23 protein-coding genes and 2 pseudogenes are annotated in these 21992 nt (G+C 52.7%); 17 read left to right on the forward strand and 8 right to left on the reverse strand.

The annotated features are described in order from the left end of the window. From AABE20_RS08125 to AABE20_RS08175, 11 genes and pseudogenes are all read left to right on the forward strand, one after another. A pseudogene (locus AABE20_RS08125) lies at positions 1 to 873 on the forward strand (Ti-type conjugative transfer relaxase TraA); the annotation flags it as partial. Positions 874 to 958: 85 nt separating this feature from the next. Then, on the forward strand, positions 959 to 1261 hold the full coding sequence (locus AABE20_RS08130; protein WP_338332631.1) for a type II toxin-antitoxin system RelB/DinJ family antitoxin: 303 nt from the start codon (positions 959 to 961) through the stop codon (positions 1259 to 1261). After that, complete coding sequence (locus tag AABE20_RS08135; RefSeq protein ID WP_338332632.1) at positions 1203 to 1526, forward strand: type II toxin-antitoxin system YafQ family toxin; 324 nt, start codon at positions 1203 to 1205, stop codon at positions 1524 to 1526. The genes AABE20_RS08130 and AABE20_RS08135 overlap by 59 nt, the downstream gene beginning before the upstream one ends. Positions 1527 to 1544: 18 nt before the next feature. Next, positions 1545 to 1700 (forward strand): hypothetical protein, encoded by a 156-nt coding sequence (locus AABE20_RS08140; RefSeq protein WP_338332633.1) that lies wholly within the window; start codon positions 1545 to 1547, stop codon positions 1698 to 1700. A 117-nt stretch (positions 1701 to 1817) separates the two neighbouring features. Continuing rightward, a complete protein-coding gene (locus AABE20_RS08145; protein ID WP_275881115.1) occupies positions 1818 to 2069 on the forward strand; it encodes a FitA-like ribbon-helix-helix domain-containing protein in 252 nt (83 codons plus the stop codon). Beyond that, entirely contained in the window at positions 2066 to 2488 is a 423-nt protein-coding gene (locus AABE20_RS08150; protein WP_338332634.1) for a type II toxin-antitoxin system VapC family toxin, read from the forward strand. The genes AABE20_RS08145 and AABE20_RS08150 overlap by 4 nt, the downstream gene beginning before the upstream one ends. After that, complete coding sequence (locus AABE20_RS08155) at positions 2488 to 3159, forward strand: DUF6118 family protein (protein WP_338332635.1); 672 nt, start codon at positions 2488 to 2490, stop codon at positions 3157 to 3159. The genes AABE20_RS08150 and AABE20_RS08155 overlap by 1 nt, the downstream gene beginning before the upstream one ends. Positions 3160 to 3274: 115 nt before the next feature. Continuing rightward, the gene (locus AABE20_RS08160) at positions 3275 to 4369 is read left to right on the forward strand and encodes a Fic family protein (protein WP_338332636.1); all 1095 of its coding nucleotides are present in this window, start codon (positions 3275 to 3277) and stop codon (positions 4367 to 4369) included. Between the two features lie 39 nt (positions 4370 to 4408). After that, a complete protein-coding gene (locus AABE20_RS08165) occupies positions 4409 to 7117 on the forward strand; it encodes a class I SAM-dependent DNA methyltransferase (protein ID WP_338332637.1) in 2709 nt (902 codons plus the stop codon). 3 nt (positions 7118 to 7120) lie between these two features. Continuing rightward, a complete protein-coding gene (locus AABE20_RS08170; RefSeq protein WP_338332638.1) occupies positions 7121 to 9205 on the forward strand; it encodes a DEAD/DEAH box helicase in 2085 nt (694 codons plus the stop codon). Further along, positions 9198 to 10388: a GIY-YIG nuclease family protein gene (locus AABE20_RS08175; RefSeq protein ID WP_338332639.1), complete on the forward strand. Its 1191-nt coding sequence runs from the start codon at positions 9198 to 9200 to the stop codon at positions 10386 to 10388. Before AABE20_RS08170 ends, AABE20_RS08175 begins: the two co-directional genes overlap by 8 nt. A gap of 12 nt (positions 10389 to 10400) precedes the next feature. On the opposite strand, the gene AABE20_RS08180 is transcribed toward AABE20_RS08175, so the two are convergent. Beyond that, the gene (locus tag AABE20_RS08180) at positions 10401 to 11420 is read right to left on the reverse strand and encodes a P63C domain-containing protein (RefSeq protein ID WP_338332640.1); all 1020 of its coding nucleotides are present in this window, start codon (positions 11418 to 11420) and stop codon (positions 10401 to 10403) included. Between the two features lie 173 nt (positions 11421 to 11593). On the opposite strand from AABE20_RS08180, the gene AABE20_RS08185 reads away from it, so the two are divergent. Next, positions 11594 to 11974 (forward strand): hypothetical protein, encoded by a 381-nt coding sequence (locus AABE20_RS08185; RefSeq protein ID WP_338332641.1) that lies wholly within the window; start codon positions 11594 to 11596, stop codon positions 11972 to 11974. A 96-nt stretch (positions 11975 to 12070) separates the two neighbouring features. On the opposite strand, the gene AABE20_RS08190 is transcribed toward AABE20_RS08185, so the two are convergent. After that, positions 12071 to 13129, reverse strand: coding sequence for a ParA family protein (locus AABE20_RS08190; protein ID WP_338332642.1), 1059 nt, complete (start codon positions 13127 to 13129; stop codon positions 12071 to 12073). 228 nt (positions 13130 to 13357) lie between these two features. Between AABE20_RS08190 and AABE20_RS08195 the strand changes: the two genes are divergently transcribed. From AABE20_RS08195 to AABE20_RS08205, 3 genes are all read left to right on the forward strand, one after another. Then, positions 13358 to 13954 (forward strand): recombinase family protein, encoded by a 597-nt coding sequence (locus AABE20_RS08195; protein ID WP_338332643.1) that lies wholly within the window; start codon positions 13358 to 13360, stop codon positions 13952 to 13954. Between the two features lie 108 nt (positions 13955 to 14062). After that, complete coding sequence (parA, locus tag AABE20_RS08200; RefSeq protein WP_338332644.1) at positions 14063 to 14716, forward strand: ParA family partition ATPase; 654 nt, start codon at positions 14063 to 14065, stop codon at positions 14714 to 14716. Continuing rightward, on the forward strand, positions 14713 to 14988 hold the full coding sequence (locus AABE20_RS08205; RefSeq protein WP_338332645.1) for a ribbon-helix-helix domain-containing protein: 276 nt from the start codon (positions 14713 to 14715) through the stop codon (positions 14986 to 14988). Before parA ends, AABE20_RS08205 begins: the two co-directional genes overlap by 4 nt. A gap of 61 nt (positions 14989 to 15049) precedes the next feature. Here the strand turns inward: AABE20_RS08205 and AABE20_RS08210 are convergent, their stop codons facing one another. Both AABE20_RS08210 and AABE20_RS08215 read right to left on the reverse strand, forming a co-directional pair. Beyond that, positions 15050 to 16150 carry a replication initiator protein A gene (locus AABE20_RS08210; protein ID WP_338332646.1) on the reverse strand — a complete coding sequence of 367 codons (1101 nt, stop codon included), beginning with the start codon at positions 16148 to 16150 and terminating at the stop codon, positions 15050 to 15052. Between the two features lie 881 nt (positions 16151 to 17031). Continuing rightward, positions 17032 to 17142 (reverse strand): annotated as a pseudogene (locus AABE20_RS08215) (zinc-binding alcohol dehydrogenase family protein); the annotation flags it as partial. 141 nt (positions 17143 to 17283) lie between these two features. Here AABE20_RS08215 and AABE20_RS08220 point away from each other — a divergent pair. Further along, complete coding sequence (locus AABE20_RS08220) at positions 17284 to 17676, forward strand: hypothetical protein (protein WP_338332647.1); 393 nt, start codon at positions 17284 to 17286, stop codon at positions 17674 to 17676. 37 nt (positions 17677 to 17713) lie between these two features. Here the strand turns inward: AABE20_RS08220 and AABE20_RS08225 are convergent, their stop codons facing one another. From AABE20_RS08225 to AABE20_RS08240, 4 genes are all read right to left on the reverse strand, one after another. Further along, a complete protein-coding gene (locus AABE20_RS08225; protein WP_338332648.1) occupies positions 17714 to 18301 on the reverse strand; it encodes a DUF4879 domain-containing protein in 588 nt (195 codons plus the stop codon). Positions 18302 to 18440: 139 nt separating this feature from the next. After that, positions 18441 to 18680, reverse strand: a complete 240-nt coding sequence (locus AABE20_RS08230; protein WP_338332649.1) for a hypothetical protein — start codon at positions 18678 to 18680, stop codon at positions 18441 to 18443. 225 nt (positions 18681 to 18905) lie between these two features. Further along, positions 18906 to 19172 carry a conjugal transfer protein TraD gene (locus AABE20_RS08235; RefSeq protein WP_338332650.1) on the reverse strand — a complete coding sequence of 89 codons (267 nt, stop codon included), beginning with the start codon at positions 19170 to 19172 and terminating at the stop codon, positions 18906 to 18908. Positions 19173 to 19236: 64 nt separating this feature from the next. After that, entirely contained in the window at positions 19237 to 19563 is a 327-nt protein-coding gene (locus tag AABE20_RS08240) for a conjugal transfer protein TraD (protein WP_338332651.1), read from the reverse strand. Between the two features lie 130 nt (positions 19564 to 19693). Here AABE20_RS08240 and traA point away from each other — a divergent pair. Continuing rightward, positions 19694 to 21992: Ti-type conjugative transfer relaxase TraA (gene traA, locus AABE20_RS08245; protein ID WP_338332652.1), on the forward strand; the 2299-nt coding region annotated here is incomplete at its 3' end.

Raw genomic sequence — 21992 nt, forward strand, 5'->3', positions numbered from 1 at the left:
CGGGATCGGGATGCCGGGTTCGCGCGGCGGCGCGGGCTGCATGTCCCCGAGAGCGAGATTGTGGTGGGGCGCGGCAAGGCGGCCTCTGGCCCCCGGCAGGACAGGTCGGCCGAAGCGGTCCGTACGCCAGATCCGGCACCGGCGCAGCGGACGCGCGGGATGTTCGAGGGGCTGGATCTGTCCGTGCGGCCGGGGCGTCGTGCGGCGGAGAAAGACGTATCGGCCGGGATGGAGGCTGAGGCCGGGAAGGGGAAAAGTGAGGTTGAGCGTGAGGCTCCCGCCTCTCCCTTTGCGGGTTTGAGGCTGCCACGTGTGCAGCGTGAGCAGGTGCCAGCCGGGCTGGACGGGTTTGTACCGGGGAGTGACCCGCTTCACCAGGCGGTGGAGCGGTATGCGCGGGCCTGGGTGGATGCCGAGCGCATGGTGCGTCAGGACCTGCCGGTGCTGGAGCACCAGAAGAAGGCGCTGTTTGAGGCCGGGCGGGATATGGAGCGGGTCCGGCGTGGGAGTGAGGCGGATCTGCGGTCGGCGCTGAAGCATCAGCCGGAGATCCGGCAGGCGCTGTATGGTCTGGAAGGGCCGGCCCGGGCACGCAGGCTGGTCGAGGGGCTGGAGCACGAGGACAGGGTGCGGAAGAGTCCGGAACTGCGGGCGGCGCGGTTTGTGAAGGCGTGGGACGGGCTGAGCCGGGAGCAGCAGGGTGTGGCGCTGAAGGAACTGAAGCGGGACGCGCAGCTTGAGTCCATCCTGCGGGAGAAAAGCCGCGAGCTGGGCATCCGGAAGGGATCGACGCTCGATCACGGGCTGCATCCCCATCAGCGGGGGCACTCCCTGTCGCGGTCCAGGTCACGCGGCATGGATATGGGGATGTAGAATTTCTCTGGATTATGTAGCTCAAATGAGCTACATAATTTGATGCCGGATGGTTCAGGTCCGGAGAGCTGGAGGAGAGTCCGATATGAGCGGATTTGTTCGTGCCCGCATTGATGAGACATTGAAGGAAGAGGCATCCGTTGTTCTGGATGCTATTGGTCTGACGGTTTCCGATGTCGTGCGTATGCTGTTGACCCGGATCGCACGGGAAAAGGCATTGCCTGTTGATCTTGTCGTGCCCAATACAGCAACCATTGCCGCGATGGAAGAAGGGCGGATGCTCCTGAAAGACAGGACGCGTGGTTTCAAGAACGCACAGGAGATGTTTGATGCCCTCGGGGAAAGCGGTTCCAAAAAGAAAAAAAGTTCGACTGCCCCTTCAGTCTGATTACACGAAGCAGTTTGAAAAAGACTTCCAGCGTTTATCCCGTTCCGGGAAATATAATATGGCGCGCCTGAAGGCAGTCATGCTGCTTTTGATTGCCAATGACAGTCCGTTGGGTGCGGAATGGCTTGATCATTCTCTCAAGGGAGATTGGGCTGATCATCAGGAATGTCATGTGGGTGGTGATTTCTTGCTGATTTACCAGAAAGACGAAGAAAAGATCGTGTTTGTCAGAACCGGCTCTCACGCAGACCTGTTCGAGAACTGAAAGCATACGGAGTTCGTCATGCCCGTAAAGATGACCATTCAAAGCGAGGCGGAACAATGTTTTTCTGCCCGGGCAACGCGGACAACACCAGCCAGAGCCAAAGCTCTTCTGGAGCGGATTGGCACAAAAGGACAGGTCAGGGATGAAGATCATCTGGACGTACCGGAAAATTAGGTCGGCATGAAGGGATGCTTCTGTCCGGATCGCAGCATGGCACAGGAGACGGATTTTTCTGGAAAGATATCGTATTTACATTTATGATATCATTTTAGGAAAATGAGGAGTTCTGTCATGTCCTCTGTCGTTATTCGCAATCTTCCGGAAGAGACGCATCGAGCGCTGAAGGCGCAGGCCATGCTGCATGGGCGCAGCACGGAAGCAGAGATCCGGACCATTCTGGAAGCGGCCGTCCGGCCCTCGCAGCGGGTGCGGCTGGGGTCGCTTCTGGCGTCCATCGGTCGTGAGGCCGGTGTGCGTGATCAGGATATCGCGGCCTTGCAGACCCGCGATCAAACTCCGGCCGAGCCGATGTCCTTCGAATGATCCTGCTTGATACCAATGTGATCTCCGAGCCGTGGAAACCTGACCCTGAACCGCGTGTCATGGCGTGGATTGATGCGCAGGCGATCGAGACGCTTTTCCTGTCCGCCATCACGGTGGCGGAACTGCGTTTCGGGATCGGGGCGATGCCAGCCGGTCGGCGGCGTTCGGTGCTTCATGAGCGGCTGGAGCAGCAGGTTCTGCCTCTCTTCGAAGGGCGTGTCCTGTCGTTCGATCTGGCGGCGTCACAGGCTTATGCCGAGCTGATGGTGCGGGCCAGGTCTGAGGGGCGTGCGATCGGCAAGGCAGATGAATATATTGCCGCGATCGCCGCATCCCGTGGTTATGCTGTGGCCAGCCGCGACGTGTCGCCTTTCGAGGCGGCCGGTGTGCAGGTTCTCAATCCGTGGGAGGATGTCTGATGTCCGAGACAGATCCGGCAGCGCGCGCGTTTGAGGATCTGTGCGCCGAAATGACAGTGCTCCGGCGCAGCGTGGAAGCGTTGCCGCAGGCGTGGCGGGATAACCGGCCGCCGGATTACACCGAGGATCTGGCCCGCGTCGTAAAAGCCATGAACGCGGTTAGTACGCGGATGAAGACGATCGAGGACACTCCAACGCTGAAAATGACGCCTCAGGCGTATGGGCAGGGAATACGTCAGGCAGGGCTTTCTGCCAGTCAGGAGATACAGGCAGCGTTTCAGGAAGCGATAGGGGAGGTTCAGGGGGAGCGTCAGAAGCTTGCTCATATTATTGGTCAGTCCCGTCATCAGGACCGTCAGAACTGGTGGCTGTTAGGGGTGGGTCTTGCCTGTCTTGTTGTAGGGATCGGGTTGTCGCCTGTGCTGGCTTATCTCCTGCCTTCTTCTGTCGGGACGCGGGTGGCATCCTTTATCGTTGGGGAGAAAGATCGCTGGAACTCTGGGGCCATGATGATGGCGATCAGCAATCCTGAAGGCTGGCAACGTGTACGTGAGGACAGCCAGCTGGTTGAGACCAACAGAGACAGGATTGCAGCTTGCCAGAAAGCGGCATCGGGTCAGGAAAAAACTCAGAAACCCTGTATCATCACTGTTCCGGCACAACAGGAATAGTTCTGAGGGGATAAAAGCCGATAGCAGAATATGACGTGTCAAAGAAACCGGATTTCTTTGACGGATTATCCGGACGTGTTAGAAAAAACGCATATCACTACCACGTTGGGATGTCATGTTAACGCCAACCTACCTTATTCGGCCTTTGCCGCCTCAGACGGAGATAGAAACGGTTCCGGTTCTCAAGGCGCTGGTCGAGGCCAACCGGGCTCTGGCGGAACTGAAGGGGCGGGCGGCCACTATTCCCAATCAGGGGATCCTGATTGATACGCTGGCTTTGCAGGAAGCCAAAGCATCCTCGGAAATCGAGAATATCGTCACCACCCAGGATGAGCTTTTCCAAGCGGATCTGTTTCCCGAGGGGCCGGACTCAGTGGCGGCGAAGGAAGTCGCTCTCTATCGTGATGCCCTGCATCTGGGGTTTCGGCAGTTGAAGGAAACCGATGGCCTGATCCTGAACAAGGGGCTGATCGCGATTTTTCAGATGCTCAAGAAGCGGGAGGGTGGGTTTCGAAATACCCCAGGAACGGCCCTGAAGAATGAGCGCACGGGGGAAGTGGTCTTTGTGCCGCCGCAGGATGGGCGGGAGATTATCCGGCATATGTCGGATTTGGAGCGGTTCGTGAATGATGACGGGCTCTGTGATCTGGATCCGCTTATCAGGATGGCTCTGATCCACCATCAGTTTGAGAGCATCCACCCGTTCCCGGATGGAAATGGTCGGGTCGGGCGGATCCTGAATGTGTTGTATCTGACCCGGACCGGCCTTCTGGATATCCCGATCCTCTACCTGTCGCGCTACATCACACGCCACAAGGATGAGTATTATGGCCTGTTGCAGAAGGTGCGGGATGAAGGCGCATGGGAAGCGTGGATCCTCTACATGCTGCGTGCCGTGGCCGAGACATCAAGGATCACTCTGGATCTGATTGAGGGCATGCGGGCGCAGATGGCCACCATGAAGCAGCGGATGCGCACGGAGCTGCCCAAGATTTATAGCCAGGAGCTGCTGAACAACCTGTTCCGGCATCCCTACACGAAAATCGAGTATGTCCAGTCGGACCTGAGTATCGCGCGTCAGACGGCTGGGAAATATCTCGATCAGCTGTCGGAGAAAGGTCTGCTGTCTAAGCACCGCTCAGGGCGCAGCAATTATTATATCAACGCACCTCTGGTCCGCCTCTTCCTGGAGGTGTCCGGTGGTGCATGAGGTGTATGATCTGGTTTTCGAACGTATGGAATTTTTCGCATGAATCCCGTTGAGATTGAAGAAGCTGTCTCCCGGATTGCCGAGGCAGCTTTTAATCCCGGGGAATTTCCATTCGAGTTCCTGCAAGCATTCGGAAACCGCGATGTCACGATCAAGCGGCTTCGCAAGGATAACCGCTCGGACATTCCCGGAGCGGTGCTCCAGCGCAACAACATCCATCTGGCCGTCTGTCCTGCGGGCCAGGTTGCCCAGACCCTTAACCTGCTCCGGGAAAGTCCCAAAACCCAGTCGGCCAAGGCGCGGTTTCTGCTGGCTACGGATGGGGTGACGTTTGAAGCAGAAGACCGCACTGAAGATGATCATATTACAGATGTGTTCACGCATCTGGCTGATCGGTTCGGGTTTTTCCTGCCCCTGGCGGGCATTACGACCGTTCAGAAGATCAAGAACAACCCAATCGATGTGAAGGCCACGTCACGCCTGAACCGTCTTTATGTTGAGCTTCTGAAGGAAAATCCTGACTGGGCGACGGAAGAACGCCGCCATGACATGAACCATTTCATGGCGCGTCTCATCTTCTGCTTTTTTGCCGAGGATACCGGGATCTTCCTGAACAATCTGTTCACCAGAACTATTCAGACCATGACGGAAGGGGCCACGGATCAGACGCATGAGGTCATGGCCGAGCTGTTCCGGACGATGGATCTGGATACGCGCAATGACGATCGTGAAAAGGGCGGGGTCAAATCCTGGGCCAGGGATTTCCCGTATGTGAACGGGAACCTGTTTTCTGGAGCAACGGACTGCCCGAAATTCAGCAAACTGGCCCGCACCTATCTTTTGCGTGCAGGGGAGCTGAACTGGGCGCAGATTAACCCGGATATCTTCGGGTCTATGATTCAGGCCGTGGCCGATGAAGGGGAGCGTGGTGCGCTGGGGATGCACTACACCAGTGTGCCTAATATCCGCAAAGTGCTGAATCCCCTGTTTCTGGATGGTCTGCGTGAGGAACTGGAAAAGGCAGGTCACAACACCCAAAAGCTGCATGCCCTGAAGGAGCGTCTATCCGGCATTCGGGTGTTTGATCCTGCCTGTGGATCGGGAAATTTCCTGGTGATTGCCTATAAGGACATGCGGGAAATTCAGAGCGAGATTGATGACCGGCTGAAGATAGAGCGGGCAGAACGGAAATCAGTCATCCCTCTGGCCAATTTCTATGGTATCGAGATCCGTGATTTTGCAGTGGAAATCGCGCGTCTGTCTCTTCTGATCGCTGAGTTCCAGAGTGACGAAATCCATATCGACCAGAAACAGGCCCGCCTGAATGTGCTACCCTTAAAGGATACAGGGCATATCACCTGCGGGAATGCTCTGGAGCAGGATTGGTTTGACGTCTGCCCGCCTCAGGAGGGTTCTGAAACCTATATCTGTGGCAATCCCCCATATAAGGGCAGTACGTGGCAGTCGGTTGAGCAGAAGGCGGATCTGGAGCAGATTTTCGAACAGCGCACGAAATCCTGGAAGTCTCTGGATTATGTTGCGGGATGGTTCATGAAGGCTGCGAATTATGGCCAGAAAACAGGCTCTTCCAGCGCGTTTGTGAGCACAAATTCCATTTGTCAGGGGCAACAGGTTCCCATTCTCTGGCCTCTGATTTTTGGGCTGAACTATGAAATCAGTTTTGCCCATACGTCGTTCAAGTGGGCCAATCTGGCGGCACATAATGCGGGTGTGACGGTCGCTATCATTGGTATTGCTCCTGTTTCAGATCATCCTAAAATTCTCTTCTCAAACGGAGCAGATGGGAAAACGATCAGGCAGGAATCTGGGCATATCAATGCTTACTTGGTGCCAGGAAAGATGGTTACGGTTGAACGGCAACAGGTAGTTATTTCTCCAGGATTGTCATCTATGGAGCGCGGGAATATGCCCGTAGATGGTGGAAACCTACTTTTGGATGAAGGCGAACTTGCGGACTTGAAATTGGACACTCGTCAAAAAGCCAAATTCATTCGGCGTATTGTCGGGTCTGCGGAATTTATCAGAGGCATTCAAAGATATTGCCTCTGGATCAACGATCAAGATGCCAATGAAGCATTAACCATTCCAACAATTGCACAACGCGTAGAGGCCGTTAAACAAATACGTTTAGCCAGCCGGGATTCTGGTGCACGTGGGATGGCAGATAAGCCCTATCAATTTCGCGAAAACAATATTTCTAAATTTCAGACCATTGTTGTTCCCGGTGTGTCTTCTGAAGCTCGTCCCTATCTTCCGGTAGGAGTTCTTGGAAACAATTACACCGTTACAAACCTAGCATTCGCTCTGTTTGACGCCCCTCTCTGGAACATGGCACTGATTGCTTCCCGCCTGCATCTGATCTGGATCGGAACTGTCTGCGGGAAGCTGGAAACGCGTTATCGCTATTCCAACACGATGGGCTGGAACACCTTTCCTGTTCCGACTTTGACGGAAAAGAACCGTGCTGATTTGACGCGCTGTGCCGAGGATATTCTTCTGGCACGTGAGGCACATTTCCCGGCCACGATTGCCGATCTGTATGATCCGGACAAAATGCCAAACAATCTGCGCGCTGCTCATGATCGCAATGACGAGGTGCTGGAGCGGATCTATATCGGTCGGCGTTTCCGCAATGATACGGAGCGTCTGGAAAAACTGTTCGACCTCTACAGCAAGATAATCGCCAAGAAGGGCGGCAAGACGAAAAAGAAGAAGGATGCTGCCTGAGCCATGACGATCAATCCGGTTATTCCTGCTGTTTCCCTGCGTACCGGCCAGACAGGTCAGTCTGCCAGGACGAATGAACTGGGCATGCGCCCCATGCAGGAAGCGGTCTATGAGAAACGGGGCGAGCAGTATCTCCTCATCAAGTCACCGCCCGCTTCTGGTAAATCCCGTGCTCTGATGTTTGTTGCCCTCGACAAACTGGTGCATCAGGGGGTGAAAAAAGCCCTGATTGTCGTGCCGGAACGCTCGATCGGGGGTAGCTTCATGAGCGAACCGCTGAGCAAATTCGGCTTTTGGGCAGACTGGATCGTCAAGCCGAAATGGAATCTGTGCAACGCACCTGGTTCCGACGAAGGGCAGGTCGCACGCTCCAAGGTCAAAGCTGTTGGTGAGTTTCTGGGGAGCAAAGACCAGACTTTGGTTTGCACCCACGCGACGTTCCGGTTCGCGGCGGAAGAACTGGGCATTGCGGCATTCGATGGGTGTCTGGTGGCAGTAGATGAATTCCACCATGTCAGCGCAGACCCGAAAAACAGGCTGGGATATTATCTCAACCAGCTGATTGCCCGTGGGGAAACGCACATCATCGCCATGACCGGCTCCTATTTCCGTGGGGATGCCGTTGCTGTGCTGTCCCCTGAGGATGAAGGCAAATTCGAGACGGTCACTTACACCTACTATCAGCAGCTGAATGGGTACCAGTACCTTAAAGAGTTGGATCTGGGATATTATTTCTATACCGGCTCCTATCTGGATGCGATTGACCGGGTGTTGGATGGCACGCGCAAAACGATCGTGCATATTCCCAATGTCAATTCACGCGAAAGCACGACCCAGAAGCACAAGGAAGTCGAGCATATCCTGTCCATCCTGGGAGACTGGGAAGGAGAGGATATAGAAACAGGATTTCATCTGGTGCGTCGTGTCGATGGCCGGGTGCTGCGTATTGCCGATCTGGTGGAAGATGAGCCTGTCCGGCGCAACAAGGTTGTGTCCGCCCTGAAGGATCCGACGCAGAAGAATAACCGCGATCATGTGGACATCATCATTGCGCTGGGTATGGCCAAGGAAGGGTTTGACTGGATCTGGTGTGAACAGGCCCTGACGGTCGGATACCGTTCCAGCCTGACGGAGATCATTCAGATCATTGGCCGCGCTACCCGCGATGCGCCTGGTAAAACACGGGCTGAATTCATCAACCTGATTGCTGAACCGGATGCGTCCCAGGAAAAAGTGACGGATGCGGTCAATGACATGCTCAAGGCTATTGCCGCCAGCCTGCTTATGGAACAGGTGCTGACGCCACGTTTCGAGTTTACGCCGAAGACCGCAGAAAGTGCGCCTCTGGATGGTTATGACTATGGGGAAGAAGGCTACAAGCCAAACGGCACGAATGTCGGGTTTAATGAGCAGACCGGTCAGTTCCATATGGAGATCAAAGGGCTGGTTTCTCCCAAAAGCCCTGAAGCGCAGCGGATATGCCGTGAGGATCTGAATGAAGTTGTGGCGTCCTTTGTGCAGGACAAGCCTTCTCTGGAGCATGGTCTGTTTGACGAGGAGACAGCCCCTCAAGAGCTGACACAGGTCCGGTTGGGGAAAATCATTCGGGATCGGTATCCCGAGCTTTCGGATGAGGATCAGGAGGCTGTGCGCCAGCATGCCGTGGCGGCATTCAATCTGACCCAGAAGGGACAGAAAGCAGCCGAAGAGGTCACGCAGGCAGCCGGGGGAGAGGAGAAAATTGGTGGCAATACAGCCCTGATTGAGGGGATGCGGAAGATTGCCATGAATGTCCGGGATCTGGATATTGACCTGATTGATGCGATCAATCCGTTTGAGGAAGCCTATAAGATCCTGGCCAGGAGTATGAATGCAGAGACCCTCAAACAGGTTCAGGAGGTCATTGCCGGTCGTCATATTGCTCTGACGATTGAAGAGGCAAGGGATCTGGCAAAGCGTGCCCTTTTGTTCAAAAAGGAAAGGGGACGCCTTCCGGAGCTGACATCTCCCGATGCGTGGGAACGTAAGATGGCTGAAGGGGTGGCAATTCTGGCGCGTAAGACGGCAGAGGAACGGGCGAATGGCTGAACTGAGCGATGAAGAGCTTCTGGCCGAACTTGGTGTCTCTCTGGAGACCAAAAAGAAGACTGCGCTGACGGCTGAGGAAGAGCGGATTATTGCCGGGTTTGAGGATATCTGTCGTTTCTATGAGGAACATGGGCATGCGCCTGCGCATGGAGAGGACAGGGATATCTTTGAACGGCTTTATGCCGTGCGTCTGGATCGGATACGGGCTTTGGAAAAATGCCGGTCATTGCTTGTACAGCGTGATCCCCACGGGCTTCTGACTGTTTCGGAAAAGAAGGCTGAGAGTCTTGATCCCGATACGCTGGATGATGATGCTCTTTTGGCTGAACTGGGCATCGAGGCCGAGCCACCAGCTGAATCCATCACTGTCCTGAAGCATGTGAAATCACGCGCAGAAGTACGGGTAGCGGAAGAAATTGCCAGTCGGGAACCCTGCAAGGATTTTGAAACCTTTCGGCCTTTGTTCGCTCAGGTGAAGGAAGATCTGAAATCCGGCGTGCGGGAAACACGGCCCTTTGGGCAGGAAGCCGGTATTCGGCAGGGAGAATTCTTTATCCTGAAAGGGCAGATGGTTTACGTCGCGCATGTCGGGGAAGAGTTCGAGACTGAGTATGGACGCAGAGACAGCCGTCTGCGGGTCATCTATGACAACGGAACCGAGAGCGATGTTCTGCTGAGATCGCTCCAGCGGGCTCTCTATAAGGATGAGGCTGGCCGACGGATTACAGATCCGACTGTCGGGCCTTTGTTCGGAACAACCGTTGAGCCGGATGATCTGGAAAGTGGTACGATCTATGTGCTGAGAAGTCTGTCAGATAATCCGTATATCGCGCAGCATCGCAACCTGATCCACAAGATTGGGGTGACGGGAGGTGATGTGAAAAAACGGATCGCCAATGCGAAGCACGATGCGACTTATCTTCTGGCTGACGTGGAAGTCGTAGCGACCTACAAGCTCTTCAACATCAACCGCACGAAGCTGGAGAAGATCTTTCACCGGGTTCTGGTCCCTGCACAAATTGATCTGACGATTCAGGATCGGTTTGGACATCCAGTGCAGCCTAAAGAGTGGTTTCTGGTTCCATTAGATATTATTTCACAAATTGTAAGTAAAATATCTAATGGAACTATAGAAAAATATATTTACAAACCAGATGTAGCATCATTGTTTTTGGTTGATTGATGAATTATATTTTTATTTGCTCATATCAACTGTACGTCTGTCACCATGTGTCCTTGAAGGTTTGAATACTCTTCTAAATAGATGTTTGAATTCGTTCCAATTTTCAGAAGCTTGCATGAGTCCGATAACTTTTGATACATGTTTTTCTAGGTGCGGATTCCCAATATCTTCTGTTAAAAATTGATGGTGTTTAAACTTTCTCCTTTTTGTATTTGGATCTATAGGATTATAAGATCGTAATTCTTCTGCAACTCCAGTGGGTAAGCGATCATATACTAAAGCATTAGTCAATCTTCCGACATAACCAGGTTTTGATCTACTAGATGGATCAAGCTTCCAGCCTAGAAGTCTGTACATCTCTTGATAGAATTCAAGCGGAAATCGTTGTGTCCAAGGCAACCATTCTTTAGAAATATAAGCTTCTAAAATGCTACGAAGTGCCGTTCTATCACGTATTTCTTGATAGCCTGTAGCTTCATCGACAAGAGCTACAATACCAACGCGGGCTAGGCCACGCATCAATATTTCGGCTCGTTGAGCAATACCTAGTTGTTGTTTTTGCAGTACTCCGGATTCACGAGCAGATAATATTGCTTCACATAGTTCAACTAAAACTTGAGCATTATATCCATATGCTTTTGATCCTGTTGGAGTAAGGAAAACAATTGGGTTCGATATCTGTTTTTGTAAATCATCAGATACATAGGGATGAATGCGGTCACGAGATACAAAAAGTTCGAATCTATTAAGACCAGGAATCTCAGAACCACCGCGTGCCATCGAAAGGCCGTCTGACATACCAGAAACAGTTAATACCCTACGTTCATCGTCAAGGACATAAGCTGGTATTGCGACCTCTCCAATTTGAAGGGGTTTCTCATTAGAACCACAAATAGCTTTGGGAAGATTTTCTCTTTCTGGGTCAGCTTTTGCCCATCGGGCTTGAGCTCCTGCGCGCGCTATGGCCTTACGAGCTGAAGGAGAAAGTAATTTGGCGCGGGTAAGGCCGCCTTTTTTTTGAGAATCGTTCATTGTTACCTCTATGCTTGCTCACCAAGCATTACCTAAACATGCTTGGTGAGCAAGCATAGAAAACGGGTATCTCTAAATTCGGTGTAAAATATTTTTAGTTATATAAGAAATATTATTTCCCTATTTTTCCTTAAAATACTAAAATATCTTTTGAGGCTTTGAGGAGAAAAACGATGCCAACGTTGGATGTGGATTTTGATGTCTGGAAATCTTTGACTTTACGTCGAGATTCCGAAGAAATGACCTATAACGATGTATTGCGAGATATTTTGGGACTTTCTTCTATCGAAGAAAGTCTTGGCACAGGCACAGGTTGGACTTGGAAAGGTGTTAACCTTCCTAATGGTACTGAATTACGTGCAGAGTATAAAGGTAAGGAATATACTGCTAAAATCATCCAAGATTTGTGGATGCAGAACGGAGAGACCAAAAATAGTCCTTCTCATGCTGCTTGGTCGATCACTAAGGCGGGGGTTAATGGTTGGACTTTTTGGCAAGTTAGAAAAACAGATAGCGACCAGTGGATTTCTCTACAGTCTCTGCGTAAGAAATAAAACATAACGTTAAAATATAATATAGGATAAAATACTTTAATTAAAAAGTAAAGTTTGTGACGAGATATATTTAATCTCGCCACAAATCAAGATATTTTATTCTATAGTTCCTACTAGAGTTCTTAGGTTTGGTTGTTGTCTGTCTAACTGAGATTGATTCACAGTAATAGTTTTGCTCGCAACCTTCTTTTTTCCAGCATGCAATATTGAAATCGGTATGCCTAGAGCCCCGGATACTACAGATGCTGTGTTGGCATCACATATTTCAGCCTGAAACATTTTTTTGAAATCGGCCCTATTTGATGGAGCCCCTGTTCCGGCTGGGTGAATAGAGAATGCGTTTGGATTGCTTTTCCAGACATTCCAAATTTCTTGTCCTATTTCATTAACAACCGTTTTGAACGCAGTAGCTGAGCTACTATTCATCTGAGTTAATCTATTACCCACGTAACTATAAATTTTTGGTACAGACATTCTAAATCGAGCTGAATTAATAACGTATTCAGATTGCGGGGCTCCTGGATAACGAGATACACCGTATACAAGTGATAGAACTGCTCTTACAGCTCTTTTTGAAGAACCATCAGCTGAAAAAGGAATAATTAGCCGATCTGAAGCAGATAATGCAAGCTCTGTATATATTGTAAAACTTGGATTACAATCTATGAATACTGTTGTATCTTGATTATTCCATGATACAACAATATCAGAAATCAAATCAGAAATCCAAGAGTGAACTAAGCGCCATGCATCCGTTGGTCCAGGAAAAGAAGCCCTGACAATACGTGGTGCCTGCAATTCAAGTTCTTCATCTCCTGGAACAAGAAATAAATTTGGTGCGATATTTTTGTTCAAGGTAGACACTTGAATTAAAAATTTTGATCCAGTATTTGGACTTGAATAAGGACTGTGAATCCTGTCTTCTATGTATCCTGATATTGTTGTTTTCGGCAATGTTACAGACAATTCGTCTAATTTTGCTTCGCCATCAATGATTCCACCAAGTAACATGCTGGATGAATTTGCTTGTGGGCATAAATCAAGGACCAGAACTTTTTTATTAGGATGAGATCTGGCATATTCGCTGGCTATCTGAAAAGTAAGATAGCTTTTGCCTACACCACCTTTATTGTTCCACAACGCATATACAGCCATGATAATCGATACCTTAAAGACATTCAGGAGACATACATCCTGACAGAACTGTTGATCTTAGTGGTAAGGTTTGTGCATGCAAATTGGGATGTTCTCAAGGGCTTCGGGTAGAAATTGACCTGAATTCATTAGGATGCTTTGTGGGTTAAATAGATTATAGTCATATTGGGACAATCCAAAGCCACGGTATATCAAGGGTTGCATGGTGGTTTTTCCGGGAGGGTTCAAATGGGACAGCGCGTGGTCATCTATTGCCGGGTTTCCACGGCCGATCAGTCCTGCACTCGTCAGAAGGACGAGTTGAAGCAGTTTGCTGAACGTGCAGGCTATGAAGTGCTGGGCGTTTTCATGGAGACAGGCTCTGGCGTTCGAGTGGACCGGGCCGAGCGTCGCAAAATCATGGCACTGGCCCAGGCCCGTGAAATTGACGCCATTCTGGTGACGGAGCTGTCCCGCTGGGGGCGCTCGACCATTGATCTCATCTCCACGCTTCAGGAACTGGAGAGCTATCGTGTTTCCCTGATCGCCATAACGGGGATGACGTTCGATCTGGCAACACCACATGGGCGGATGCTGGCGACGGTTCTGGCCGGGATCGCTGAGTTCGAACGGGATCTGATCAGCGAGCGGGTGAAGTCTGGTCTGGCTGCTGCCAGGGCACGCGGGAAGGTTCTCGGCCGACAGAAAGGGGAGCGGCCGAAGTCTGACCGTCTGGCTCCGAAGGTTATGGCGCTGGTGGCGGAAAAGCGGAGTTATCGGTGGATCGCCCGCGATCTGGGGATTAGCAAGAACACTGTTGCTGCCATTGTGCATAGGGAAAGGTGAGTTTATCGGCCGTTGAATATGGGTTATTTTCTGTCATTCTCTATTGCCGGTCTAGTAGGTTATCGCGTATGACCGCATGCAAACATGCGGTCATGTAAGGACGTTCACATGCCAACAATAGCGATTATCAGTCAGAAGGGTGGGGCTGGAAAAACCACTCTGGCTTTGCATCTGGCAGCTGCTGCTGAGAATACTGGCCATACGGCATTGGTGATTGATGTGGACCCACAGGCAACCGCGAGCCAATGGGCCGCATGGCGTAAGGATGCTCCGCCGGTTGTGATTGACAGTGCTCCGCCGCGCCTCGCGGCTAAGATCGAACAGGCCATGAGCCAAGGCGCTGAGTTCATCGTGATTGATACCCCACCTCACGCTGATAGTGCGGCTAGTGCTGCCGTTGAAGTCGCCGATTTAGTGTTAATTCCATGTCGGCCGAGTGCATTCGATCTGGCAGCGATCAAAACTACTGCCAGCCTTATAAAAATGCGTGGCAAACCAGCCTTCGTCGTTTTTACAGCAGGAAGCCCGACTGCTCCACGTATGTATGAGGAGGCCACACAACTCGTAGAAAGCTACGGGCTGAACGCATGTCCACATATTATCGCTGATCGTGCAGTTTTTCGTCATGCGGCGGCGGAAGGGAAAACTGCAATGGAAATAGAGCCAAAAGGCAAGGCGTCTGATGAGGTAAGGCTGCTTTACAAGTGGACATGCAAACATGTAAACATGCAATCATCGAGAAAGCGGAGAGCTAGTGCATGAGCCGGAAGGGGTCTCTACTGTCGTTGCGGGATCGTGATTCCGCAATATCGTCGGCTGTAGCCACATCAGAAAGCAAGGTTGCTGCCACAGACAACAAGCCGGTTGCACCGAGCCGTCAAGGCAAGAAAGCCATGACGGGCTATTTTAGCCCGGAAATGTCGTTTGCCATGCATATGACCGCCAGAAAGCATGGGATGAGTTTACAGGACGCGATGGCCGACGCGTTTAACGACTGGCTACGCAAGATGGGAGAAAGTCCTGTAGGCAAGTAGGTAGGTGTACCTAAGTTCATGTTTGCATGCACGCATGTACATTTGCCAGCATGTTCAGGAATCAGCGTATTGGGCTGCGCTCGTGCCGTTTTTTGCAAAAGCCAATAAAGGCTCCAGCAGGGCTTTTAAGCTCGGGTTTCCCCATGTCGTGCCACCATGAAACCCATTCGTCATGGAGGGCATAAATGTCATATCCTGGTGCAACGGTTTTAGCGTCATGCATGGTTTCGGGATCAATGTAGGGGGCATCTCTGACAGGGACAATAACGTCGGCCTTTGTTTTAAGGCTCAAACGGTTGCGAAATAGAATGATGTCGTCGGCCATTGTGATGGCATAGTCAGGAAAATGAGCATGGCTGGTGTCATGCGCACAAACTTTCTTAACCAAGGATCGAAAGACGCGAAGCGGGCTATTTGAGCCACATTTTTTTTGTAGTAGCTCTAATCCGATCTTCCATTCATCTTTCATACCGCAGTGTTTGCGGGCTAGCTCGTACATGCGTCGTTCAAACGGTTTGCGAAGTCGGAAATAGTCTCGGTGAAGCGTTAGGACATTCTTGCTGATGACTGAACGATAGACCCAATCTGACAGAGTGATTTCAAGATCAAGCATTCGGCCGTCAAACGTCTTACGAGTGATTCTAGCTTCTTCGATCAAACCGAAAATTCGCGTTTCTTCAATGCCGCCTGTTTGAATGTTGGTTCGCACGGTTGTTCCGCGCAAGCGTGTCAACGCGTCGGTCAGTAGCCTATAACCTGCTCCGCTGGTTTGACGATTGGTAGCGACCAGCATGTCATAAGCTTGAAGGCGGAGCGTTCGGCTTGGTTGTTCGCCGTGATTCATTTTCGCAACGAGCTGAGAGATGCAGTAGATTAAGATATCCTTGTCATGGATCGTTGCCAGCCCTTTGCCAGACGGGATGATCTCTATGATATTCCCATTGTGTTCATAGCGTCGCATCCGGTTATCTGGCTTGGTCGAGAGCGAAAAAACTGGATGCTCCATTGACGCCATATCATCTTTGGGAATGGCATCGAGCACGTCACAGATGAATAGATCCTGATTTGGATGGCGGACTGGAAGAAGGGGCGTGCGATCATCGCCTTCCACAGCCAGAGAAGGCGCAATGTCGAACAAGGAAGGAGAAGATTCTATCGTCATTTCAATTACAAATAACTATTATCGTCACTTCATATACGCAAGCCAATTATCGTCATTTTAGATTCAATTCGAGCTTATCGTCATTTCAATTACGCATGCTTGCTATCGTCATAGTGGATTCAGTTTATCGTCATAGTGGATTCAGTTTATCGTCATAGTGGATTCACAAGACAATAGAATAAGACAATAAAATTGTTATTATTCAATGTGTTATTTTGTCTCCGAAAAACCGTAACACTATTTAAAACACTTATTAAACACTCTAAAACTGTGGATAACTTTTTATTCCCGAGAACTTCCAAGAAAATTGAACCTAAGCACCGCCTCTTGGGGGCTACGCCCCCGCCGGCTCGCGGCCTACGGCCGCCCCGATCGCGCATAGCGCGATCTCCCACCCGGCATCCCCATGCTCGCCCTTTCAGGGCTGCGCTAAACGGACACGCCTACGGCGCGAAATCATAATCTGACGATACATTCATGCATCGCATCTCTGTCAGCACCTTCTTCCGCGTCGGCGCCTATGGCGCCCTATGGAGCTCCCGCTCCGCGCTCGCCCGACGCCTGCAATACCAGAAGAACCGGGCAAGACCACAATCTGCTTAAAGCACACCGGCGTTCAGGCGATCATTTGGCGGTTCACGTGCTGCAACATGCCGTCTAGACGCCACAAGATGGCCGTACAGACGTTATCCTGCATGGTGGCTGGTTATTGTCCTGTAATGGGAATTACGCCTTGTAAGGCCCTCCCAGAGGGCTTACCGCAATCATAGATGTATTCCAGCACGAAATTCAAAGGAAACACTGTGGAGACGAAACGGGGATCGTTACGCGCTGATGTCTGCCGTTCCGAACAATGAGCGGGTGAACATCAGTTCACATTACAGGGACAGGCTTTTCTTTTTGAGAGGGACAGCATTGAGATCAGCCGGATCATCAATCAGACCGAAATGTCCTTGGGACGCAAGAAGTTCGATGATTTCTGACAGATGTTGAGCCAACCTTTCATGACTGGCGAAAGCTAGAAGGACGTATTGAAGCTCTGGAAAGTGAACTTCTTTCTCGATCCAATCATTGATTTTTAACTCGTGTTGCAGAATACTAAGTAATCATTATTTACATCCGAGGTTATCACTATGAAAATCAGTGGCTACACTCACAATACATACAATCTGCCGGACAACGGCTCTAAAGCCAAAAGCACCCAGTCGCTCGCTCTTGATTTCAGTAATATGACCCCTCAAGAAATGGAATCCGCAAGACTAGAATTGGGGAATGAAGGAAAAATCTCTCTTCATCAGAGCGGAACGCTGGCTATGATGGATGGGTTTGCATTTGAAGGAGTCAATGATGGAAAGCTCGTTAGCGGATCAACGAATATGTATTCGATGATCGACTCCCTCCTTGACTACCAAGAAAAATATGGCGTCATTAACGTCAAGGATAATGTTGAGTCTCTTAAGTCTTTGAGAGAAACTCTTGAAGAAAATGACGTTAATAAATCTCAAAAAACATCAACAGTTGTATAATTTATGGTGGGCCAAAATATGACCCACCATAAAATACTCACAAAATATTCAAGAACGTTTCACCAGTTACATTAAGATTATTTTGCGACCTATTCAAAAATGTAAACCGACCAGACTGGAACCCACTTAAATCAATAATATAAATATATCCAGCAACGGTTGTCCCGGCAGGGCATTGCAAAGCAACATTTCCATTTACAATACAATAAGGATCACGCTCCTCTAAAGCTTTTGGCGAAATAGTTTGCCCAGCCATCGTGATATTAGGGTAATTTGTTCCGTATCCTGTTTCAATCACATAGATTTCCATTTGAGCGCCACCCTCATCATACTTGGTGGTCTCTTGTCCCGGTGCAATATTTTCTCCACCAATAGACGCAGTATTCGTTGATTCAATAAAAAATACTCGTTCTGCAGAAATGTTCGGAGCCAACGAACGCACCTGCATTTTGGAACTAACCACCGATGGGTTCGGCACAGAAATCGTAAGTTTTTTCTTAAAAATCTTTCCAACCTCTATTGTCCCAGTCGCCTCCTGAGCGGACGCTGTAGCAATTGAAGCACCCATCAAAAGAGACAAAGAAAAAAGAGCCGCTGATGCCTGTAAAAGAACCTTTTTCATCATCAATCACTCCAAACATTGCCAGTTCTGGCCTTGTTTTAATGGCGGCGACCTCACAGCGCCTGCACGATGACCGCACTCACAGAATATTCTCTAACTTTCGAATAAACCAATGACATAACTCATTAATCCAATTTTGTGATCAAAACCCCATATCTGGCCCGCTATCATAATCACGCCCCCTGCTCCGTCCTCGTGACCGGCCCAAGGATCGACCCAACTCCTGTTCGGCCGCCCGGACGTCCTGCTGACGTTTGATCTCGGCCTGACGCGCCAGCTTCTGCGCCTTTTCCACGGACTTACGGGCTGTTTCCAGCACCCGGTTCCGCTCGCGGATCTCGCTAGTCACCTGACGCTCCATGGCGATAGCTGACACGCTCACGATAGGCAGCATCCGCGAGTTAGTGGCTGACGACAGGCTCAATCAGGTGCGCCATACCTTCGATCTGGCGATGCTCAATCTCCGGCAGGACACTGGCGAACTACTGCTCACCCGCGACCAACTCGCCGACAGGTCCGGTCTGTCCCGAATACTCATACCTGTTTGGGTCTACGCCCGTGTTTTTTCTCGGGTAACGTGTCAGTTTCTGATGATCGTGTTGCTCTATCAGTCATGGTCATTTCCGCCTCTTGTCCTGTCATGATTACGGTCTGCATCGAAAGCATGGAGCCCCGCGCGTCTCCAGCGTGTTTTCAGGTCAGTCGAAGCGGCATCATTTCTGGCCTGAAGCTGCCCCGCAATATCCAGAAATGCCCCGAGCATGGTGGCGCGGTCATCATCGGTCAGATCGACCAGTCCTGCCTTCTGGACCAGTCCACCCAGTTCGATCAGATGATGGGTGCGTTCCCGTCGCGCCTTCGCCCAGTCGCGCATGTCGGTCCGTGCCTTTCGTGCCTGATGGCGATGGATCAGGGCTGCCTGCTTCCTGATCCGTCTTTCAAGCGCCAGCAGTTCCGTTCTGATCGTTTCCGGTTCCTTTCCGGCTGCCCTTTTTTCCGCCGGCCTGAAAGAACGCCGTCCCCCGTTCGGTCCACCTCGCGACGGCTTCGGGTTTGCCATCCGCCTGTTCGACAGCCGCAAGCAGCACCCCGGCCAGCGCCTCGATCGTCAGGGTATCGGCTCCCGTCACCTCGACCAGTTCGCCGAGCTGGATGGTCCGTTGCACCTTAAGCTGCTTCGTCTTTTCCTGAAGCGCTTTCAGTTCCGCATCAATGTCCCGTGGCCTGCGCATTTCTGGTCCCCTGTTTTTTGCAATCTGTGCCATACTCTACCACACACGAGAGAACCGCGTCACTCATCCGAACAGATCAATCTCAGTTGCGCAGTAAAATGTGAGTGCGCGCTTATACGTCACTTCGTGACGTGCGCTTAAGTGATGTGATAAGATTGCGTTCATGGCGATCTATCACCTGCATGCAAAGGTCATCAGTCGCGCCACCGGCCGAAGCGCCGTGGCAGCGGCGGCCTATCGCGCGGCTTCCCGCCTGCATGATGTACGGCTGGATCGTGATCATGACTTCACGAACAAGAGCGGCGTGGTGCATTCCGAGATCCTGCTGCCCGACGGTGCGCCGGAGCGGTTTCTTGATCGGTCTGTTCTGTGGAACGAGGTCGAGGCGATCGAGAAGCGCAAGGATGCCCAGCTTGCCCGCGAGGTGGAGTTTTCAATCCCGCGCGAAATGACCCAGGCGCAGGGGATCGCGCTGGCACGGGATTTTGTGCGTGAGCAGTTCGTGGAACGCGGCATGGTGGCCGATCTCAATGTGCATTGGGATATTGGCGAAGACGGACAGGCGAAGCCCCATGCCCATGTGATGCTGTCCACGCGCTCAGTGGACGAGAACGGGTTTGGTGCGAAAGAGCGTCTGTGGAACGACAGGGAACTCCTGCTGACATGGCGGGAGCGGTGGGCGTCGCTTGCCAATGAACGGCTGGCTGAGCTGGATCTGGATGTGCGGATCGACCATCGGTCATTCGCCGCGCAGGGGATCGACCTTGAGCCGCAGAACAAGATCGGTCCGGCCGGGTCACGCCGGCTGGAGCGCGGTGAACCGTGTGAGCGGGTTGCCGACCATCTGGAGATCGCGCGACGCAATGGCGAGAGGCTGCTGGCGGAACCGCATGTGGCGCTGGAGGCGCTGACGCGGCAGCAGAGCACGTTTACCCGGCAGGACCTGGCGCGGTTCGTGGACCGGCATACGGCGGATGCTGAACAGTTTACGGCCGTCATGGTTCGGGTGGAGGCGTGTCCGGAGCTGGTCGCACTTGGGAAAGATGGTCATGGGCGAGAGCGGTTCTCTACGCGGGAGATGATCGGGGTCGAGCAGCGGCTGGAAGAAGCGTCTCTTGCGATGGGGCAGTCCCAGGGTCATGCGGTGCCGCTGGCGGTGCGTCGGGTGGCAATGGCGCGGGACGGGCTTGGGGACGAGCAGGCGCTGGCCGTGGGTGAGGTTACGAAGTCCCGCAACCTGTCCGTGGTGGTGGGCTATGCCGGGACGGGGAAGAGCACCATGCTGGGTGTCGCTCGCGCAGCATGGGAAGAGGCTGGGTATCGGGTGCGTGGAGCGGCGCTGTCGGGGATTGCGGCGGAAGGGCTGGAAGCCGGGTCGGGGATCGAGAGCCGGACGCTTGCCTCCCTGGAGCGGGCGTGGGCGCGAGGGTTCGACCTGCTGGAGCGCGGGGACGTGCTGGTGGTGGATGAAGCCGGCATGGTGGGGTCACGGCAGATGGAGCGGGTGCTGTCTGTTGCCCGCGAAGCCGGGGCCAAGGTGGTGCTGGTGGGCGATCCGGAGCAGTTGCAGGCGATCGAGGCGGGTGGTGCGTTCCGGGCGGTGGCCGAGCGGGTCGGGTCGGTGGAAATCACGACGGTGCGCCGGCAGCGTGAAGGCTGGCAGCAGGATGCCACGAAGGAGCTGGCGACCGGGCGCACCGGTGAGGCGCTGGGGCGCTATGAGGCGGCCGGTCTTGTACGCGGGCATGAGACCCTGGAAGAGGCCCGTGCCGGTGTGGTCGCGGGATGGGATGAAGCCCGTCAGGCCGCGCCAGAGGACAGCCAGATCATGCTGGCGCACCGGCGTGTCGATGTGCGGGCGCTCAACGAGGCGGCGCGCGAGATCCGGCGGGAGGCGGGGGAGCTGGGCGACGACGTGCTGGTGCCGACCGCGCAGGGCGAGCGGGTGTTTGCGGACGGGGAGCGTGTCTACTTCCTGCGCAATGACCGGGAGCTGGGGGTGAAGAATGGCACGTTGGGTACGGTGCGGGGCATCACGGGGTCGGTCGAGGCCGGGGATCTCGTGCTGTCGGTGCAGCTTGACAGGCCGGGTGGTGCCGGAACCGGGCGGATCGTACCGGTGCGCGTGGCGGACTATGACGCGCTGGATCATGGCTATGCGGCCACCATCCATAAATCGCAGGGTGTGACGGTGGAGCGGGCGCATGTGCTGGCGACGGGCAGCATGGACCGGCACGGGGCGTATGTGGCGCTCTCACGGCATCGGGAGAGTGTGTCCGTTCATTGGGGCCGCGATGACGTGGGCGACCGGGACGGGCTGGTGAAGCGGCTGTCACGCGAGCGGCTGAAGGATACCACGCTGGATTATCCGCAGGCCCGGGATCGGGATGCCGGGTTCGCGCGGCGGCGCGGGCTGCATGTCCCCGAGAGCGAGATTGTGGTGGGGCGCGGCAAGGCGGCCT

Source organism: Acetobacter zythi, assembly GCF_963921165.1.
Lineage (GTDB): Bacteria > Pseudomonadota > Alphaproteobacteria > Acetobacterales > Acetobacteraceae > Acetobacter.

Bases quoted from the DNA above. Each gene is read 5' to 3' on its own strand.
- AABE20_RS08130 (WP_338332631.1), top strand. From the start codon at position 959: ATGAGCGGATTTGTTCGTGCCCGCATTGATGAGACATTGAAGGAAGAG.
- AABE20_RS08135 (WP_338332632.1), top strand. From the start codon at position 1,203: ATGCCCTCGGGGAAAGCGGTTCCAAAAAGAAAAAAAGTTCGACTGCCC.
- AABE20_RS08140 (WP_338332633.1), top strand. From the start codon at position 1,545: ATGCCCGTAAAGATGACCATTCAAAGCGAGGCGGAACAATGTTTTTCT.
- AABE20_RS08145 (WP_275881115.1), top strand. From the start codon at position 1,818: ATGTCCTCTGTCGTTATTCGCAATCTTCCGGAAGAGACGCATCGAGCG.
- AABE20_RS08150 (WP_338332634.1), top strand. From the start codon at position 2,066: ATGATCCTGCTTGATACCAATGTGATCTCCGAGCCGTGGAAACCTGAC.
- AABE20_RS08155 (WP_338332635.1), top strand. From the start codon at position 2,488: ATGTCCGAGACAGATCCGGCAGCGCGCGCGTTTGAGGATCTGTGCGCC.
- AABE20_RS08160 (WP_338332636.1), top strand. From the start codon at position 3,275: ATGTTAACGCCAACCTACCTTATTCGGCCTTTGCCGCCTCAGACGGAG.
- AABE20_RS08165 (WP_338332637.1), top strand. From the start codon at position 4,409: ATGAATCCCGTTGAGATTGAAGAAGCTGTCTCCCGGATTGCCGAGGCA.
- AABE20_RS08170 (WP_338332638.1), top strand. From the start codon at position 7,121: ATGACGATCAATCCGGTTATTCCTGCTGTTTCCCTGCGTACCGGCCAG.
- AABE20_RS08175 (WP_338332639.1), top strand. From the start codon at position 9,198: ATGGCTGAACTGAGCGATGAAGAGCTTCTGGCCGAACTTGGTGTCTCT.
- AABE20_RS08180 (WP_338332640.1), bottom strand. From the start codon at position 11,420: ATGAACGATTCTCAAAAAAAAGGCGGCCTTACCCGCGCCAAATTACTT.
- AABE20_RS08185 (WP_338332641.1), top strand. From the start codon at position 11,594: ATGCCAACGTTGGATGTGGATTTTGATGTCTGGAAATCTTTGACTTTA.
- AABE20_RS08190 (WP_338332642.1), bottom strand. From the start codon at position 13,129: ATGGCTGTATATGCGTTGTGGAACAATAAAGGTGGTGTAGGCAAAAGC.
- AABE20_RS08195 (WP_338332643.1), top strand. From the start codon at position 13,358: ATGGGACAGCGCGTGGTCATCTATTGCCGGGTTTCCACGGCCGATCAG.
- parA (WP_338332644.1), top strand. From the start codon at position 14,063: ATGCCAACAATAGCGATTATCAGTCAGAAGGGTGGGGCTGGAAAAACC.
- AABE20_RS08205 (WP_338332645.1), top strand. From the start codon at position 14,713: ATGAGCCGGAAGGGGTCTCTACTGTCGTTGCGGGATCGTGATTCCGCA.
- AABE20_RS08210 (WP_338332646.1), bottom strand. From the start codon at position 16,150: ATGACGATAGAATCTTCTCCTTCCTTGTTCGACATTGCGCCTTCTCTG.
- AABE20_RS08220 (WP_338332647.1), top strand. From the start codon at position 17,284: ATGAAAATCAGTGGCTACACTCACAATACATACAATCTGCCGGACAAC.
- AABE20_RS08225 (WP_338332648.1), bottom strand. From the start codon at position 18,301: ATGATGAAAAAGGTTCTTTTACAGGCATCAGCGGCTCTTTTTTCTTTG.
- AABE20_RS08235 (WP_338332650.1), bottom strand. From the start codon at position 19,172: ATGCGCGACTGGGCGAAGGCGCGACGGGAACGCACCCATCATCTGATC.
- AABE20_RS08240 (WP_338332651.1), bottom strand. From the start codon at position 19,563: ATGGCACAGATTGCAAAAAACAGGGGACCAGAAATGCGCAGGCCACGG.